Here is a 17614-nt window from a genome sequence, read left to right as displayed (position 1 = left end):
TAACAGATGGAAATTGTACGAATACATGATGCAATATTGTCGATTTGTGTGTTAAAATATAACTGAAATAGAAATATATATAAAGTGTGGGAGGGGAAACCATGAATGTACCATTAGTTGTTACGGACTTTCTGGACAGAGCGGTAAATTTATTTGGGGATAAGGATGCAATTTTTACTGAGGATCGAGTGTTTACTTATAAGCAAATTAACTATCGAGTGAATCAACTATCAAGGGGCTTACAAGAACTAGGGGTTACAAAAGGGGATCGAGTAGCATATCTTGCACCAAATACAGTTGAAATGTTAGAAGGGTTTTATGGTGTATTCCAATTAGGAGCTATTATGGTTCCGTTGAATATCCGTCTAAAGCCTGAAGATTATTTATTCATTTTGAATCATAGTGAATCGAAAGTGTTAGTAGTAGATCAAGATTTATACCAATATATTATTCCGATTAAAGAGCGATTAGTATCAGTAGAACATATTATTGTACATTATAAAAATGATGATTCAACTGAAATTGATTATGATCAATGGTTATTGAAATACTCAGGAGAATCATTTGAACGTGCTGACGTTGATGAAGATGATGTATGTTCACTTCTATATACAAGCGGTACAACTGGTGACCCAAAAGGTGTTATGTTGACACATCGCAATAATTATTTACATGCATTTTCTACAATGCATCACTTACGCGTTAGTGATAGTGATACATATTTACATGTGTTACCGATGTTTCATGTTAACGGATGGGGATCTCCATTTTATTACACATTAAACGGAGCGAGACAGGTAATGCTTAAGAAGGCAACACCTGAAGCAGTCTTTAATGTTATGGAGAAACATGGTGTTACGATCCTGCATATGGCGCCAACAGTGTTGAACTCATTATTTGAATATTTTGAAAATAATATCCCGAAAGTAAATAAGAATGTTCGTATCGTTCTTGCTGGTTCAGCTCCACCACCTGCTTTTGTAGCGAGAGTGGAAAAAGAATTAGGGTGGGAATTTATCCAAGTTTACGGTATGACAGAAACTACGCCACTAAGTCTTGTTTCTACAGTTCGTGCACATTTGCAACATCTACCGTTGAAAGATCAATATCGTATGAAAGCGAAAGCTGGGCATGATATGGTCGGATGTAAAGTGAAGGTTGTAAATGATAACGGAGAAGAAGTGGCTCACAACGGTATAGATATTGGTGAAGTGGTTGTAAGAAGCCATGGTGTCATGAAAGGCTATTGGAAGAATGAAGAAGCAACTATGGCAACGATTCGAAATGGTTGGTTACACACGGGTGATATGGGTACTGTTGATGAATATGGAAATGTTGATATTGTAGACCGTAAGAAAGACGTAATTATTTCTGGTGGAGAGAATATTTCTTCAATTGAAGTAGAAGGAAATCTATATGAGCATCCAGCAGTACTGGAAGCGGCTGTTATCGCTGTACCACATGAGAGATGGGGAGAAACACCACATGCATTTGTTGTAGTTCGTCCAAACCAAACCATAACAGAAGCGGACTTAATTGCGTTCTCTAGAAGTTCACTTGCACATTTTAAGGCGGTTACAGGTGTTACATTTGTTCAAGAACTACCGAAGACAGCATCTGGAAAAATTCAAAAAGTTCAACTTCGCAATGATTATTGGGCTGAAAATGGTAAAGAAGGTCGCTTTGTAAACTAAATGAATTAAGAAAAGCTACTATTCACGAAATGTGAATAGTAGCTTTTTCTTAATTCATCTCACTATGTTTTCTTCCATATATAAAGTATACAATTACACCGATTACAAACCAAATGCTACAAGCAATCCAAGTATGAACTGATAATTGTGTAATTAAGAATATACATAGAATGAAAGATAAAATCGGTAATACAGGATAAAGTGGTGTTTTAAATCCACCTGAAGGTAAATTTTTATTTTTACGCAAAAAGATAATACCGATTGAAACCATTGTAAAGGCAAGTAAGGTTCCTAAGTTTACTAATTCTGCAAGTTTGTCTAATGGAACCAGTCCACCACAAATGGCAACAAGTACAGCAAATGTCCATGTGTTTTTAACTGGTGTATGAAATTTATCATGCAATTTTGCCATGCTTTTCGGTAGTAGTCCATCACGACCAAATGCATAAAGTAATCTTGTACCACCGTAAGACATAACGAGTATAACTGTCATCATTCCTACAACTGCGCCAAGTGAGATAATTCCAGCAATCCAATCTTGATTAACTAATTGCATGGCAAAGCTAACAGGGTCACTTACATTTAACTTTGTGTAAGAAACCATTCCTGTTAAAACAAGTGACACAGCAACATACAGAATAGTACAAATTGCTAGAGAACCGATAATACCAATTGGCATATTACGTTGAGGATTTTTTACTTCCTCTGCAGCTGATGAAACAGCATCGAACCCGAGGTAAGCAAAGAATACGAGTGCTGCACCACTTAGGACACCTTTAAAACCAAATGGCATAAATGGTTCCCAATTCGCAGGTTGGACATAGAAAACACCGACACCAATGAAAAGAAGGATAACGATGATTTTAATACCAACCATGATAGCATTGATTCTTGTAGATTCACGGATTCCTAGAGTTAATAGAAAAGCAGTTAGGAAAATAATAAACATCGCAGGAATATTAATATACGTACCATCCGTAGGATTGAAAGGGCCAGAAATCGCTTTTGGAATTTCTATATGAAATCCTGATAGTAATGCATTTAAGTAGGACGACCATCCATTAGCCACTGAAGCAACGGCTAGCCCATACTCTAGTAGTAAAGCCCAACCAATGAGCCATGCTATGAATTCTCCAAATACAATATAGCCATACGTATAAGCACTTCCGGTTACTGGTATACTGGAAGAAAATTCTGAAAAACATAAGCCTGCTAAAGCGCATACAACAGCTGCGATGATAAATGAAAACACGATAGCTGGGCCAGAATGTAGAGCAGAAACGGTTCCTGGGAGAATAAAAATCCCTGTTCCGACAATTGCTCCTACTCCTAATAATATTAAATCGAAAGCACTAAGCGTTTTCTTCAAATGATTTTTTGAATCACCTTGATAGAGTAAATCTTCTATTGGCTTTCGTCTAAATAATGCATTTTTCATAGTTGAACACCCAATCTTTTTAAAAGTCTGATAAAAATATTATACTGTTACATCTTGTAGGTCAAACCAAAAGAGTATAATAGTCGGAAAAATTTAAAATTTTTGTCTAAAGTATGAGTAGATTAGTAAAATAGTATTAAGAATATATGGAATAATGAACGCTGACTATTAAATGAAGTTCGAAGTATAATGAAAAAAGAAAAAGATGGGAGTCCTGGTATGAAAGAAAAAATGCAATCCATACAAGAAAGTGAACGTATTCAATCAATTGATATTTTGAGAGGATTTTCAATCCTTGGGATATTTTTTGTAAATATGCCAGCTTTTTTTAGTCCTGTTTATTACTATAATCCAGCTACTTATTGGAAAAGTACAAGCGATAAATTTCTCAATGGCATTGTTGATTTTTTCGCACAAGCTAGTTTTTATCCATTATTTGCTTTCTTATTTGGATATGGAGCTATTATTTTGGCAAAACGTTTAAGAATAAAAGAGCTTTCGTTTCCGATATATTTTAGTAGAAGATTAGTGATTTTATTATTGTTTGGATGTATCCATGCTTTTGTCTTATGGCATGGTGATATTTTAATTACATATGCAATCTGTGGCTTCTTTTTTCTGCTTTTTTGGAAATGTAAAGGGAAGACGTTACTACTAACAGGGATTTTAATTTATGTTTTTGTCTACGGTACAATGATCTTTGGAATAGCAGCTATAGAGAAGTTTGATGATTCTGCTAGTATGTTAGCTAGCCTCAAGAATACACAAGCCATTGAATCTTCTTTACAAGTGTATAGCAATGGTAGCTTTACTGAGATATTTTCACACCGTTTTAATGATTGGTACTTAGTAAATGGTCCTTCTAACTTATGGCTTCTTGTATCGGCTATTTTACCGCTTATTATGATAGGGGCAGGATTTGCTAAACAAAAGTGGTTAGAAAATGTAAAGGTACATAACAAACTATTGGTATCTTTATCAATCTTTAGTTTTATCGGAGGAGTGGTTTGTAAACTACTTCCTTTCTTTAATGGAAAGCTACCATATACGAGAATGCTGATACAAGATTATTTTGGTGGTCCATTATTAGCGCTTTTCTATATTACAATTATTGTTTTATTAGTAGAGAATAGAAGGATTTATACTGTACTAAAGCCTTTTTCTTATGTTGGAAGAATGTCTATTAGTAACTATTTACTACAGTCTCTTGTATGTACAACTATCTTCTATTCATATGGTCTAGGTTTATATGGACAAATTTCTTTTACAATGGGCTTTTGTTTAGTAATCTTACTATATAGTCTACAAATGTTTGCAAGCAAATGGTGGCTAAAAACCTATAAATTTGGACCAGTCGAATACATTTGGAGATGGGGAACATACGGTCATAAGCCGTCTATGAAAAAAAGAGCGGAAAGGGAGAATTAATATGAAATTTGCAACTGTAGAATGGAATAATGAACAAGTAGTTGTTTTAGAAGATGCATCAACGGGGCAATTATTACAAATCGCTGAAGCAGCTAAATCGTTGTACGGTCAACAACATATGGTTCCAACAACCATGTTAGCATTAATTGGGAGTGGAGAAGAGGCTTTAAGCTCTATTGCTGAGATTGCTACATGGGCAAAGGATCAACCTGCGTCTAGTAATTTATTTATTAATCCAAGTGATGTGAAGTGGTTAGCGCCTATTCCAAGACCAACAAAAAATATTTTTTGTGTAGGAAAAAACTATGCCGACCATGCAATTGAAATGGGAAGTGCAGCAGATATACCAGAACATGTTATGATGTTTACGAAAACACCTACTACTGTAATCGGTCATGAAAACATTATACCAATACATAGTGCGCTTACAGAACAGATGGATTATGAAGGTGAATTAGCTGTCATTATTGGAAAAAAAGGTGTAGGAATAAAAGAAGCAGAAGCAAATGATTATATTTTTGGTTATACGATTTTAAATGATGTAACAGCAAGAGATATTCAATCTCGTCATAAGCAATTTTTCTTAGGAAAGAGTTTGGATGGAACTTGTCCAATGGGACCATTTATTGTTCATAAATCTCAAATTGAGCATCCTCTTCAACTAAATGTTCAAACAACAGTTAATGGTGAATTGAGACAAAATGGTAATACGAATCAGTTTATTTTTTCGATACCTAAAATTATTGAAGTCATTTCAAGTGGTATGACATTGGAACCGGGAGATATTATAGCAACAGGAACACCAGCAGGAGTTGGTAAAGGCTTTAAACCACCTAAATTTTTAAGAGCTGGCGATGTAATAGAGATTACAATTGAGAACATCGGAACACTTTGTAACAAAATAGACTAAATATTTTACAATATCTCGATAGTGATAAGCTAATTAATATGTATCAGTTAACCGCTATGATATGATAAAGACGAATATTTGTAGAGGAGGATTTCTCATGACTCATATGCATATTACAACATGGGTAGCAGCTTTAGTATTGCTTATTGTGGCTACATCATTATTGAAAAAAGGCAACCAACAAGGTTATAAAACAACACATATGATTCTAAGAGTGGTTTACTTACTAATTATTGCAACTGGTGGAATGCTTTTAATTGGAATTAATATTACACCTGAATATGTAGGTAAAATAATTCTTGGTATTGTTGTTATCGGATTAATGGAAATGTTATTAGTTCGAATGAGCAAAGGTAAGGGAGCAATGGGATTCGGAATTATACTAGTAGTTGCGTTAGTAGCAATTATTGCTTTAGGTTTCCGATTACCACAAGGTTTCCATTTCTTAGCTTGATTTCGTTACAAAATTATAAACTTTTGAGAAAAAACTACTAAGTATTTTAGTAGTTTTTTCTCTTTTTTTCACTATTCACGCTTTTTTTATGATATTTTGAGAATATAAAAATGTAATATTTTGTGAGCGTGGTGATGTTTTTTTTGGCTAAATCGTCTAATTATATATACGTAGATGAACAGAAATTACAACGATTCTTAGAGGAAGAAGGGTTTAACCTATATTCCAATGTATTAGTTCATATTTTTTCAGGGGAGATCAGTGTAGATTTAATTACATCTATAACAACGATTGTGAGAGAACATCTTCCACAAGCTGTCATTGCTGGCTGTACAACAAACGGAGCCGTAGCTGATGGCTCAATGTGTGAAGATGAAATACTTTTATCTTTCACAGTTTTTGAAAGAACAGAAGTGAACAGTGTTATTTTACAAGGTAAAGATTTCTCTAATTCGAAAGAAATGGGAAAAGCAATTGTTAATCGGGTAGGAAGAACTGATTCTAAGTTATTATTTCTTTTTACAGCAGGAGTAAATATAAAAGTACCAAACTTAATACAAGGTATTATAGATGAACGAAAAGATATAGTGATTGCTGGAGGAGTGGCGAATCATAATCAACCAATCGTTTTCACTACTGATGAAATAGTAGAGGATGGAGTTGTAGCTATAGCGCTTAGTAATAAGGATTTAATTGTTACAGCATACCAAGATCATAAGTGGTCTTTAGTTGGTAACAGTCTAACTATTTCAAAAGCGAAGGATAATATCATTTACGGCATAAATGGAAAGAAACCTAATCAATTATTGAAGAAGTATTTAGGGGATTATTTTATTAAAGATTTACCTAATACCGGCTCGGAATTTCCGTTTATTCTTGAAAACGAGTATGAGAAGAGGATCGTATTTGTTAATCGAATTTTCCGAAATGGCGCGATAGAAATGAGTCATCCTATTAAAGACGGAGATTTGTTGACTCTTTCGTATGTAGATGTACAAAAAACAATTTCTCGATCGGAACGAATGATTAAACGAATGGCGAAGCAGCCTGTGGAGTCTATTTTTATTTTTCATGATTTTTCGCGAAAACGGTTGCTTAGAAATTTTACAAAGCAAGAATTAGAAATGCTTCAAACAATTGGATGTCATAGTGGTTTCATATCGAATGGTCATCTTAGTACTCTGTATGATGATGAGGTAGCATCTTCGGGAAATGTAGCTTCAATAGTGACTTTAGCAGAGTCCTTTCATGTGGAGGATAGAGAGGATGTTCTACGGTCGTTTACGATTACAAATGAGTTAAAATCACTTATGGTACTAGAACATTTAATGCAAGCGACAACGAAAGAAATAAAAGCATTGAATGAAGAGTTAGTGGTATCTGAACAATATTTCAAATCATTATTTGAAAACAATACTGATTTTGTCTACTCAACAGATTTAGATGGCAATATAACACACGTAAATGAGAGTTTTACGAAAATCTTTCAGTATCCATTACAAGATGTCATTGGTTATTCTATCAGTAAATTTGTTGATATTGAAGAGAGAGCGCAAGTTAAAATCTTCTTCAATAAAGCAATGAAAGGAAAAATGCAATATTATGAATTACCCTTACGTTTGAAAAATGGCAAGCTAGAACATTTTCAAGTGAAGAATATTCCTATTATTGTTCACGGACAAATTGTGGGTATTCATGCAGTAGGTAGAAACATAAGTGAACAAATGCGGATTGAAGAGCAATTGCTGAAGCTAGCCTATTATAATGGTCATACAGGTCTTCCTAATCGAGTGAAATTCACTGATTTATTAGTAGAACATATTGAGCGTTCGAATAAGAAAAAAAGGGAACTATCTGTTGTTATCATTGATATTGACCGATTTAAGCATATTAATGATAGTATCGGGCATTATTCCGGAGATTTGGTTATTAAAGAAATTGCAGAGCGAATTAAGAGTGTAACACCACCTGGTACATATATCGGTCATTTAGCTGGGGATAAGTTCACACTGATTCTTACTAAGAATGTTAGTATAAAAGAAGTAAGAAGAGTAGTTCAAGAAGTAGAAGATAGCATTGGCAGGCCTATTGTACATAATAATCAAGAGTTTTATGTTACTTCTAGTATTGGAATTAGTATGTATCCATCGGATGGAATGGATGCTAGTCGTTTAATGAAGCATGCTGATATTGCCATGAATCGTGTGAAAGCAATGGGTGGTAATAATGTGCTTTTTTTCAATATGAAAATGATTGAGGAAGCGAAACAACGTACAGAATTAGAGAGTAGCTTACGAAGAGCCATTAGGAATCAAGAGTTCTTCTTATGCTATCAGCCATTATTGGATTTGCAAAGTGAAAAACTGTATGGAAGTGAAGCACTTATTCGTTGGATGCATCCGACGAATGGCATTGTCCCACCAAATGAGTTTATACCTCTTGCTGAAGAAACAGGCCTCATTAAAGAAATCGGTTTATGGGTATTGCAAACGGCGTGTAAGCAAAATAAAGAATGGCAAGATAAAGGATTAGGTAATTTAGTTATTTCCGTGAATGTATCAGCTCATCAATTTCAACAACCTCAATTTGTGCAACAAGTAAAAGATGCACTTGTAGCAGCAAATTTAGAGCCGAAATACTTACGTTTAGAGCTGACAGAGAGTGTCATGGTGCAAAATATGAATCATAGTATTGCCATCATGAATGAAATCCAAAATTTAGGTGTGAAAATATCCATAGATGATTTTGGAACAGGATATTCTTCATTGAGTTATTTAAAAAATTTTCCAATCGATTATTTGAAAATCGATCGCTCTTTTATTAATAATTTACAGGAAGACAATTGTGATAATGCTATAGTGAAAGCGATTATTACGATGGGGCATGGACTTTCTCTAAAGATTGTGGCTGAAGGCGTCGAAACGGAAGCACAAATGTCACTATTGAAGATTATGAAGTGCCATTTTGTACAGGGATACTATATTAATAGGCCGTTAATCCCTGAAGACTTTGAAAAGCAAGCAAAAGAACGAATTTTTATTAATTAAGCTAAAAAAAAGCTGTGTGAAGTACGATTTTTTCGTATCACACAGCTTTTTCTTATTTCGGACAGAATTTTTCGATTACAATTCTTTTTCCTGTATTTAAAGTAAATTCAAAGCGGTCATGTTCTTTTGTGGAATATACAAAGTGATGTTGAACAGCGCATATACATTGATCATTATCAAATGTAAAAAAATTAACACCACTACAGTTTTTTTTATCATTTAAAAATGTAAGTTGATTATACCCATATATACAATCGTGGATTGAAAAAGAAAGAGAATTTAAAGTCATAATAAATTGAAAGAATGAATCATCATTGAGTTCTTCTAGTAGGCTATCGAAAGAGTATAGTAAATCTTTTTTTATTCTCACTTTTTCTTGGTTAAGTAAATACAGTGTTTCTCGATTTAATGTAACGACGCCCACGTCGGATAAGAAACCTTTCTTCCATCGATTGCCCCGATGAATTTCAATTTCTCGATCTATATATTCTTCTAGTGGAAATGCTTCGTCGTTTTCATCATTAAAGAAAACCCACTGATCATTAATATTTTCAACAATACCGCTAGTGAATGCTCTGGATTGTCGGTTTAACAATTCTATTCTCTGTTGCTTATTCATGTCGTAACCTCCGAGTGAAGAAAAATATCTCACCTACTTTTTGATATATTTATCCACATGCGTAATGTATTTTGATTGAATCCTTTAGCGGCCCTTAAATCATAGGAGTCGCACGAACTTGACAATTGGATTATGCAAACTTTTTTTTGTGAGACATTAACACATCTTTTCCTTTTGCATAGGCTATTAGACGTAAAACATGATAATTTTCATTGGTTATCTTACTTTGCATAATAAAGCTGTAAATGAACCAGTGTTAATCGAACGTAATTAGAGAAAGGGTGATGATTATGTGTGGAATCACTGGTTGGGTAGATTACTCACGTAATATGGCGAAAGAAACTGAAACGGTAACGGCTATGGCAAATACTTTAGCACGAAGAGGACCAGATGAAAGTGATATATGGAATAGTATGCATGCTTGCTTTGGACATAAACGGTTAACAGTGGTTGATCCTGTTGGAGGAAAACAACCGATGACCATAACGTGTAATCAAGGAACATTTACTTTATGCTACAATGGCGAGCTCTATAATACAGAAGAATTACGAAAAGACCTGTTAGTAAAAGGATATTCGTTTACAGGTCATTCTGACACTGAAGTTCTCCTAACTTCTTATATAGAATGGAGAGAAAAAGTGGTTGAATATTTAAATGGGATCTTTGCTTTTGCTATTTGGGACCATGGTAGAGAAGCATTATTCATGGCAAGGGACCGTTTAGGAGTAAAGCCTTTATTTTATCGTGAAGAAAAAAAAGGGCTCTTATTTGCTTCAGAATTAAAGGCACTACTTGCACATCCTGATGTAAAAGCTGAAGTTGATCGAGAAGGTCTTGCTGAACTTTTTGGATTAGGACCATCTCATACACCTGGAGTAGGTGTATTTAAAGGGATGAAAGAACTACGGCCAGCTCACGCTATGACTTTGTCCAGAAGAGGGATGAAGATTTGGCGATATTGGAATGTGAAAAGTGAAACACATATGGAGTCGTTAGATGAAACTACGGAGAAGGTTCGTTTTTTAGTGAAAGATGCGGTTGAAAGGCAATTAGTGTCTGATGTGCCGCTAGCAACCTTTTTATCAGGTGGCATTGATTCCAGTGTTATTACAGCTATAGCAGCAGATTCATTTGCAAGAAACAATAAAGGCAAGCTGCATACGTATTCGATTGATTATGAAGATAATGAGAAGCATTATAAAGGAAATGCTTTTCAACCTAGTGATGATGCTCCTTGGATTCAAATGGTCTCACAAGCATATGAAACGATTCATCATCGCCATGTCATTTCACAAGAAGAACTAGTGAATGGATTACGAGAATCTGTTCATGCGAAAGATTTACCAGGGATGGCGGATATTGATTCTTCGTTGTTATGGTTTTGTAAGGAAGTTAAGCAGAATTTTGTAGTTAGTTTATCAGGTGAATGTGCAGATGAGATTTTTGGGGGATATCCGTGGTTTCACACGACAGAAAGCAGTGAGAATGGTTTTCCTTGGATTCGATCAACGAAAGAACGAGCATTGTTTTTGAAGGATTATTGGAGTCGAAAATTAAATGTTGAAGAGTATGTGCAAAGTAGATATCAGGAAACGATGCAGGAAACGCCAATTTTAGAAGGTGAATGTGCGATTGAAACAAGAAGACGCCAATTATTCTACAGTAATATGCTTTGGTTTATGACGAATTTATTAGAGCGGAAAGATCGAATGAGTATGGCAGCAAGTTTAGAAGTCCGTGTACCATTTGCGGATCATCGTCTCGTGGAGTATGTGTGGAATATCCCTTGGGAAATGAAGATGGTTGGCAATCAAGAAAAAGGTATTTTAAGAAAGGCAATGGAAGGATTATTACCAAATGAAGTCTTATACCGTAAAAAAAGCCCATATCCGAAAACACATCATCCTATTTATACAGAGAAAGTAACGGAATTATTAACAACATTAACAAGTCGTAGCCAAAGTATTCTACATGAATTCTTAAAAAAAGATCAACTACAGCAATTAATTGCTTCAAAGGGAGTATCTTTTCAAATTCCGTGGTATGGTCAATTGATGTCCGGTCCACAATTATTAGCTCATCTAGCTCAATTAGATATGTGGTTTGAGGATTACGGCGTAAATATAGTTGAATCATAATAGTAAAAGGGGTGTTCGAAAAGTAATGTGAAATTACTTTTCGAACACCCCCTTATGTTAGTAATCCCTTTTTAAGCGGATTGTTTAGTCGATTCCTCAGAAGTAGTAAAGACGAAGCTTTTCTTCATCCATGCTTTTGATTGCCAACGTCTTAGCATCAGAATACCTCGTAACCATTCATCCACAGCGAAGGCAATCCAAATCCCAATTAGTCCCCAACCTAAATGAATACCTAGGAAATAGGATAATGTAACACTAACTCCCCACATCGATAGGATACCGATGATAACAGGATATTTAACATCTCCAGTTGCTTTAAGAGAGTTAATAATAACGATATTGAATGCTCGTCCAGGCTCTAAAATAACAGTTAACCATAGTAGCATACTACCAGCAATTAAAATCTCACTATTATTGGTGAAAATAGATAGTAAAGGTTTGCTAAATGTGGCAAATACTAAGGCACATAGTAGAGAAGCGAGTATACCTAGTCGTAAACTTCTTAAACAACGTTTATAGGCATCGTCAAACCTTCTTGCGCCCATATCATGACCAATTAATATTTGAGTACCTTGAGCAATAGCGATGGCAAATAAGTAAATAAACATCATAAGGTTAGAAGCATACACTCTTGTAGTTAATGCTTCTGTCCCAAGCATCGTAATGAAATACGTAATCACCATTTGTGAACCGTTATATGATAGTTGTTCACCAGCTGAAGGTATCCCGATTGCTAATAGATTCTTTAAATGAATATAAGGCATTTTAAGTACTTTGAAGAATTCAAGCTTTTGTGGAACACGTTTGATTAGTAGAACCATAATAATAACCAAACCGATTATTCTACTAACAGTTGTTGAAATGGCTACTCCCTCTACACCAAGTACAGGAATGCCAAACGGTCCGAAAATGAAGAGATAGTTACCAATAATGTTAAGTAAGTTCATACCTATCGTTACGAACATGGCATCTTTCGTAAATCCATAGCTTCTTAGAATTGCACCGGCAGTCATAATTAAAGCTTGGACGAATGAGAAGCCACCAACAAGACTTAAATAAGAATCCGCTTCCCCCATTAGCTCATTTGGTAGGTCCATTAAGTGTAATAAACTACGACTTGAGAAAAAGACAGCTACACTTAATATTAAGCCGAAAGCAAGATTCGTTACGATAGAAATAACAGATATTTCAGCGGCCGCTAGCGTGTTTTTCGCTCCTAGATTTTGTGCTACTAAAATTGCCGTACCAGTAGCAATGAATCCGAACATAACGATTACTAGTGACAGTATTTGATTGGATACTCCAACTGCTGCAACGGAATTATCGGAGTATAAGCTAAGCATTAATGTATCAGCATTACCCATTAACATATGCAAGAAAAATTCAATGAATAAAGGCCAGGTCAGTGCAAATAATGTTAGCTGCTGCTTATTCTTTACTGACATAATTAGTCTCCTTAGATGTATATATTCTAGTTGTTTTATTTCAGATTATTTGTGATTGTACTCACAAATACACATCTACTCATATTAAAACGAAAGGGTTGGAAATGCAATACGTATTCTTCTACCAGTAACTAATAAGTGATTTCGGAAATGTTAAAGAAAAACAATTTGCAAAATGTGACTAAATTTGTAAAAAATATGCGTAAAATGTCTGCTTATTCACCCTGCTGATTGACTACAAATGGAAAAAAGAGATAATCTTAGGAGGTAGAGATTATGAATAGGGGGAGTAGATGGTGAGGAAAAGGTTACTATGTTTATTACTTATTCCCTTTCTTTTAATGAGTGCACTACCTGTAAGTGCATTGGATAAGGAAGAAAGGCTTTGGCAAGATGAAACGGTATATGATATTATGATAGATCGTTTTAATAATGGAAATTCGAAAAATGATTATAAGGTCAATGTGCAGGATTTACATGCATACAATGGTGGGGATTTTCAAGGAATTACAGATAAGCTAAATTACATAACAGATATGGGTTTCACTACGATTTCTTTATCTCCTATTTTTGATAATGAAGATAAAGGTTATGATGGAAATAGTGTGCAAGATTTCTATAAAACAGAGGAGCATTTTGGAAGTATAAAAGAATTAAAGAAACTAGTTAAAGAAGCTCATAAGCGTAAATTGAAAGTAGTGGTTGAATTTGTGGTAAATGAGGTTGGACCTAACCATCCTTGGATAAAAGAAGAGAGCAAAAAAAATTGGTTTACGGATGCACCGAAGTTAAACTTAAATAATCCAGAAGTTCAAAGTTATTTAACAGAAGCAGCGAAATGGTGGGAAAAAGAAACGAATATTGATGGTTATAAAATTAAACAAGTGCAAAATGCTCCAAAAGCATTTTGGACAGCGTTTGCCAAGGAATTAAAAAATGTTAATAAAGATTTCTTCCTAATTGGGGAAGTTCAGTCAACAGATTTAGAGGAAAGTGCCTCATATCAAGAGGTAGGATTTGATGGCGTTATGAATATGGAATTTATGAAACCAGCAAGGCAGTCTTTAGGAAAGGTAAATAGTAGTTTTGAAGATGCATTGAAGACTGCTGATGAGAGTCAGAAAATTTTCACTAATCCTAATCTAGTAGGAATAGAACTTGATAATAGTGAAACGGTTCGCTTTACAAACGATATCGTGGCTAATAATCATAATCCAGGTTCACGTTGGAAATTAGCGCTTACATACGCCTATACAACTCCTGGCATTCCATTCATATTCTATGGATCTGAAATTGCCTTAGCGGGGGAGGAAAATCCAGATAATTTAGGACTCATGGGCTTTAAAGCAGATAAAATATTAATAGATTTTATCACAAGTATTGGGAATCTACGACAAACACTTCCTGCATTAACAAGAGGAGATTATAAAACCCTTTATAATAAAAATGGAATGGTTGTTTATAAGCGTTCCTACAAAAATGAAGTAATTGTGGTAGCAATTAATAATACATCTAAGACACAATATGTCACACTTACGAAGAAAGATTTAGCGGAAAATAAAGAATTAAGGGGATTGTTAGCTGGGGATCTTGTGCGTGAAGATAACGGAGAATATAAGCTGGTTATTAAACGAGAAGCTTCAGAAATCTATGCATTGGCTGAGAAAACAGGGGTGAATATTGGTTATATTGCTGCGATTGCAGGTATATGGATTGTATTTGCTGTCTTTATTATATTAGCTATGAAGCGCTCAAAGCGTTCTAAAAAGTAATGATAGGAGGGTGTTTGAAAAGCGATTTTTACTCATTTTTGAACATCCTTTTATATCAATATATATATAATCCAATCTAACTACTAAACTTATTCAGAAGCTTTATTTGTTTGAATAGTTATGTTCTCGGTACGAATGCAAAAAAATGATAATATTTTTATATTTTTCTGACATAATATTAGGCAATTGCTTGCATACATTTTATAATAGAGATAGGAGGATAATCTTTCTTGTATATGTATATGTGAAATTTTTAACAAACTTTCCAGTTTATTGTACACTATCAAATGAAAGATTTACAATCGATCTGCGAGAGAAGGGGAAGGCATATGACAGTTACTATTAAAGATGTTGCAAAATTAGCAAATGTTGCACCTTCAACAGTATCAAGAGTTATTGCGAATAACTCGAAAATTAGTGAAAAAACAAAAAAGCGTGTGCGAGAAGCGATGAAAGAATTAGGATATCACCCTAACTTTATTGCGCGTTGTTTAGCCAATAAATCCACGCATATTATTGGGATAGTATTACCAAGCACGAATAGTGCATATTTTCAAAATCCGTTCTTTTCTATGGCGCTACAAGGAATAAGTGAAGGCGTACATGAACATCAATATGCATTGCAAATATGTGCTGGAAAGACAAATGTGGAAATATATGATGATGTTGTTGATATGGTTCAAGGAGGACGTGTAGATGGAATCATTCTCTTATATTCAAGAGTAAATGATCGTATTTTACAATATTTGAAAGAACGTAATTTTCCTTTTGTCTCAATAGGAAGACCATATGATTTCTCAGAAGAAATCACATATGTAGATAATAATAATAGTAAGGCAGCCAAAGAAGCTACACAGTATTTAATCCGTTTAGGTCATAAACGAATCTCCTTTGTGGGTGGACACGGAGAGTATATTGTTACCGTAGAAAGAAGAAAAGGGTACGAAGAAGCTCTTCAAGCGGCTGGTTTACCATTAGATACCCATTTGTTCTTAGAGGATACTATTGTTAGAACAGATAGTAGCAAAGCAATGGCTGGATTATTAGCTCTTAAATATCCACCAACAGCTATGATTGTAACGGATGATTTGTTAGCCTTAAAAGTACTGACAGTGTTAAAAGGACTGGGTGTTTCTGTTCCAGATGATATGAGCATTATTAGTTTTAATAATGTGTTATTTTCGCAATATTCTACACCACCATTAACGTCCGTAGATGTTGGTATTTTCGATTTAGGATATCAAGCTTCTATATGCTTAATTCAGCAGCTTAATAATTCTAAAGAACCTATGAAACGAATCCTTTTACCATACGAGTTAGTTGAAAGACAATCGTGTAAACAATTGAAATAAGACTAGGCGTCTCAAAAGGGAGTTTCAATCACTTTTGAGACGCCTTAGCAATTACTAGTTTAAGCGTTTTGACTAATTTCAGAGCCAACGTAGGCTGCTTCAAGAATATCAAGAATATCTTCTTTCGTCACTTCAATTGGGTTAGCCATAATACTAACTTCTTCGTTTAAAGTAGCTATAGCTAAAGTATCGAATTGGTCGCGACTTACACCTACTTCACTTAAAGTTGGTATTTCAACTTTTTCTGATAGCTGTTTAACGGCTTCTACTGCTTTAGCAGATGCTTCAGCGTCAGATAATCCTTCAACATTTATCCCCATAGCTCTAGCGATGTCTTTATTTCTTCGTTGAACATTTGGATCTTTCGCATTGAAAGCCATAACGTATGGTAATCCACATGCATTTGCAACACCGTGAGGAAGACCACAGTATACGCTTAGCGGGTGAGCAATGGCATGAACGACTCCTAGTAGCGCTGATTCAAAAGCAAAGGCAGCTAGCATACTTCCAAGAAGCATATTTGTACGAGCTTCGATATTACTTCCGTTTTTAACAGCTTCTTCAAGATTGCTAGAAATCAGTTCAATTGCTTTCAAAGAATTAATTTCAGTTGGGATGGATGCGAATTTTGAAACATATGATTCGATGGCATGAGTAAGTGCATCCATTCCAGTTGCAGCAGTAATAGCTGGAGGTAGACCAACAGTTAGTTCTGGATCAACTAATGCTACTGTTGCACCGCAGTTATTACCACCGATAACCATTTTCTTTTTACGTACTGTATCTGTAATAACAGTAACGGATGTAACCTCACTACCAGTTCCAGCCGTTGTTGGAATAGCAATTAATGGTTTTGTAGCAATTTTTACTGTATTAATACCGTCATATTGATTAATTGGCCCTGGATTTGTAATGAGGATATTAATCGCTTTAGCTGCATCGATAGAGCTGCCTCCGCCTACTGCGACAAGAGCATCTACATTATTTTCTTTTGCTAAATTTGCACCTTCTTCTAAAATAGTGTCAGGTGGGTTTGGAAGAACGTTAGAGAATTCAACGACTTCAATGTTTCCGTCTTTTAAGAATTGCAAAACTTTGTCTATAATACCTGCTTGCTTCACACCTTGATCATAGATACACAAAACCTTTTTAACAGAGAGTTCTTGTAAGACTTCAGCGATTTGTGTTACAACACCATTACCAAATTTTACTTTGCTAGGGATACCAAATTGAAATTCCATGATTTATTGCTCCTTTTTCTGTAGTAGTTATATGCTAATAATCAAGTTGCAATCGAATTATACTAGTTATTGCAAC

Annotated in this window: 12 protein-coding genes; 8 read left to right on the top strand and 4 right to left on the bottom strand. The window is 34.8% G+C overall.

The genetic code is table 11. From position 1 onward, the window contains the following. Nucleotides 1-101 precede the first annotated feature (101 nt). A complete protein-coding gene (locus TX86_RS14865; RefSeq protein ID WP_042349599.1) occupies nucleotides 102-1694 on the top strand; it encodes a long-chain-fatty-acid--CoA ligase in 1593 nt (530 codons plus the stop codon). Nucleotides 1695-1743: 49 nt separating this feature from the next. Here TX86_RS14865 and bcaP read toward each other — a convergent pair whose 3' ends face one another. Continuing rightward, nucleotides 1744-3132 carry a branched-chain amino acid transporter BcaP gene (gene bcaP / locus TX86_RS14860; RefSeq protein WP_042349597.1) on the bottom strand — a complete coding sequence of 463 codons (1389 nt, stop codon included), beginning with the start codon at nucleotides 3130-3132 and terminating at the stop codon, nucleotides 1744-1746. 219 nt (nucleotides 3133-3351) lie between these two features. On the opposite strand from bcaP, the gene TX86_RS14855 reads away from it, so the two are divergent. From TX86_RS14855 to TX86_RS14840, 4 genes are all read left to right on the top strand, one after another. Next, nucleotides 3352-4560 (top strand): DUF418 domain-containing protein, encoded by a 1209-nt coding sequence (locus TX86_RS14855; protein ID WP_042350523.1) that lies wholly within the window; start codon nucleotides 3352-3354, stop codon nucleotides 4558-4560. A 1-nt stretch (nucleotide 4561) separates the two neighbouring features. After that, nucleotides 4562-5470 carry a fumarylacetoacetate hydrolase family protein gene (locus TX86_RS14850; protein WP_042349596.1) on the top strand — a complete coding sequence of 303 codons (909 nt, stop codon included), beginning with the start codon at nucleotides 4562-4564 and terminating at the stop codon, nucleotides 5468-5470. Between the two features lie 97 nt (nucleotides 5471-5567). Further along, nucleotides 5568-5924 (top strand): YisL family protein, encoded by a 357-nt coding sequence (locus TX86_RS14845; protein WP_042349595.1) that lies wholly within the window; start codon nucleotides 5568-5570, stop codon nucleotides 5922-5924. A gap of 143 nt (nucleotides 5925-6067) precedes the next feature. Next, on the top strand, nucleotides 6068-8971 hold the full coding sequence (locus tag TX86_RS14840; RefSeq protein WP_042349593.1) for an EAL domain-containing protein: 2904 nt from the start codon (nucleotides 6068-6070) through the stop codon (nucleotides 8969-8971). 52 nt (nucleotides 8972-9023) lie between these two features. On the opposite strand, the gene TX86_RS14835 is transcribed toward TX86_RS14840, so the two are convergent. After that, nucleotides 9024-9590, bottom strand: a complete 567-nt coding sequence (locus TX86_RS14835; RefSeq protein WP_042349592.1) for a DUF2777 domain-containing protein — start codon at nucleotides 9588-9590, stop codon at nucleotides 9024-9026. Nucleotides 9591-9880: 290 nt separating this feature from the next. On the opposite strand from TX86_RS14835, the gene asnB reads away from it, so the two are divergent. Then, nucleotides 9881-11728: an asparagine synthase (glutamine-hydrolyzing) gene (gene asnB / locus TX86_RS14830; RefSeq protein ID WP_042349590.1), complete on the top strand. Its 1848-nt coding sequence runs from the start codon at nucleotides 9881-9883 to the stop codon at nucleotides 11726-11728. A 71-nt stretch (nucleotides 11729-11799) separates the two neighbouring features. On the opposite strand, the gene TX86_RS14825 is transcribed toward asnB, so the two are convergent. Beyond that, nucleotides 11800-13173 carry an MATE family efflux transporter gene (locus tag TX86_RS14825; RefSeq protein WP_042349589.1) on the bottom strand — a complete coding sequence of 458 codons (1374 nt, stop codon included), beginning with the start codon at nucleotides 13171-13173 and terminating at the stop codon, nucleotides 11800-11802. Between the two features lie 293 nt (nucleotides 13174-13466). Here TX86_RS14825 and TX86_RS14820 point away from each other — a divergent pair, with 293 nt between their 5' ends. After that, nucleotides 13467-14945 (top strand): alpha-amylase family glycosyl hydrolase, encoded by a 1479-nt coding sequence (locus TX86_RS14820; RefSeq protein ID WP_042349588.1) that lies wholly within the window; start codon nucleotides 13467-13469, stop codon nucleotides 14943-14945. A gap of 329 nt (nucleotides 14946-15274) precedes the next feature. After that, on the top strand, nucleotides 15275-16297 hold the full coding sequence (locus TX86_RS14815) for a LacI family DNA-binding transcriptional regulator (protein ID WP_042349586.1): 1023 nt from the start codon (nucleotides 15275-15277) through the stop codon (nucleotides 16295-16297). A 59-nt stretch (nucleotides 16298-16356) separates the two neighbouring features. Here TX86_RS14815 and TX86_RS14810 read toward each other — a convergent pair whose 3' ends face one another. Beyond that, nucleotides 16357-17538 carry an iron-containing alcohol dehydrogenase gene (locus tag TX86_RS14810; protein ID WP_042349583.1) on the bottom strand — a complete coding sequence of 394 codons (1182 nt, stop codon included), beginning with the start codon at nucleotides 17536-17538 and terminating at the stop codon, nucleotides 16357-16359. Nucleotides 17539-17614: the final 76 nt, after the last annotated feature.

This window comes from Bacillus massiliigorillae (assembly GCF_000380245.2).
Classification (GTDB): domain Bacteria; phylum Bacillota; class Bacilli; order Bacillales; family DSM-1321; genus Bacillus_AD; species Bacillus_AD massiliigorillae.
The sequence above is the reverse complement of the archived record's forward strand: the minus strand, read 5'-3'. Positions and strand labels throughout refer to the sequence as shown.

Coding starts and splice junctions, on each gene's coding strand:
- asnB (WP_042349590.1), top strand. CDS start 9,881: ATGTGTGGAATCACTGGTTGGGTAGATTACTCACGTAATATGGCGAAA.
- TX86_RS14835 (WP_042349592.1), bottom strand. CDS start 9,590: ATGAATAAGCAACAGAGAATAGAATTGTTAAACCGACAATCCAGAGCA.
- TX86_RS14845 (WP_042349595.1), top strand. CDS start 5,568: ATGACTCATATGCATATTACAACATGGGTAGCAGCTTTAGTATTGCTT.
- TX86_RS14825 (WP_042349589.1), bottom strand. CDS start 13,173: ATGTCAGTAAAGAATAAGCAGCAGCTAACATTATTTGCACTGACCTGG.
- TX86_RS14850 (WP_042349596.1), top strand. CDS start 4,562: ATGAAATTTGCAACTGTAGAATGGAATAATGAACAAGTAGTTGTTTTA.
- TX86_RS14820 (WP_042349588.1), top strand. CDS start 13,467: ATGGTGAGGAAAAGGTTACTATGTTTATTACTTATTCCCTTTCTTTTA.
- TX86_RS14810 (WP_042349583.1), bottom strand. CDS start 17,538: ATGGAATTTCAATTTGGTATCCCTAGCAAAGTAAAATTTGGTAATGGT.
- TX86_RS14815 (WP_042349586.1), top strand. CDS start 15,275: ATGACAGTTACTATTAAAGATGTTGCAAAATTAGCAAATGTTGCACCT.
- TX86_RS14865 (WP_042349599.1), top strand. CDS start 102: ATGAATGTACCATTAGTTGTTACGGACTTTCTGGACAGAGCGGTAAAT.
- bcaP (WP_042349597.1), bottom strand. CDS start 3,132: ATGAAAAATGCATTATTTAGACGAAAGCCAATAGAAGATTTACTCTAT.
- TX86_RS14855 (WP_042350523.1), top strand. CDS start 3,352: ATGAAAGAAAAAATGCAATCCATACAAGAAAGTGAACGTATTCAATCA.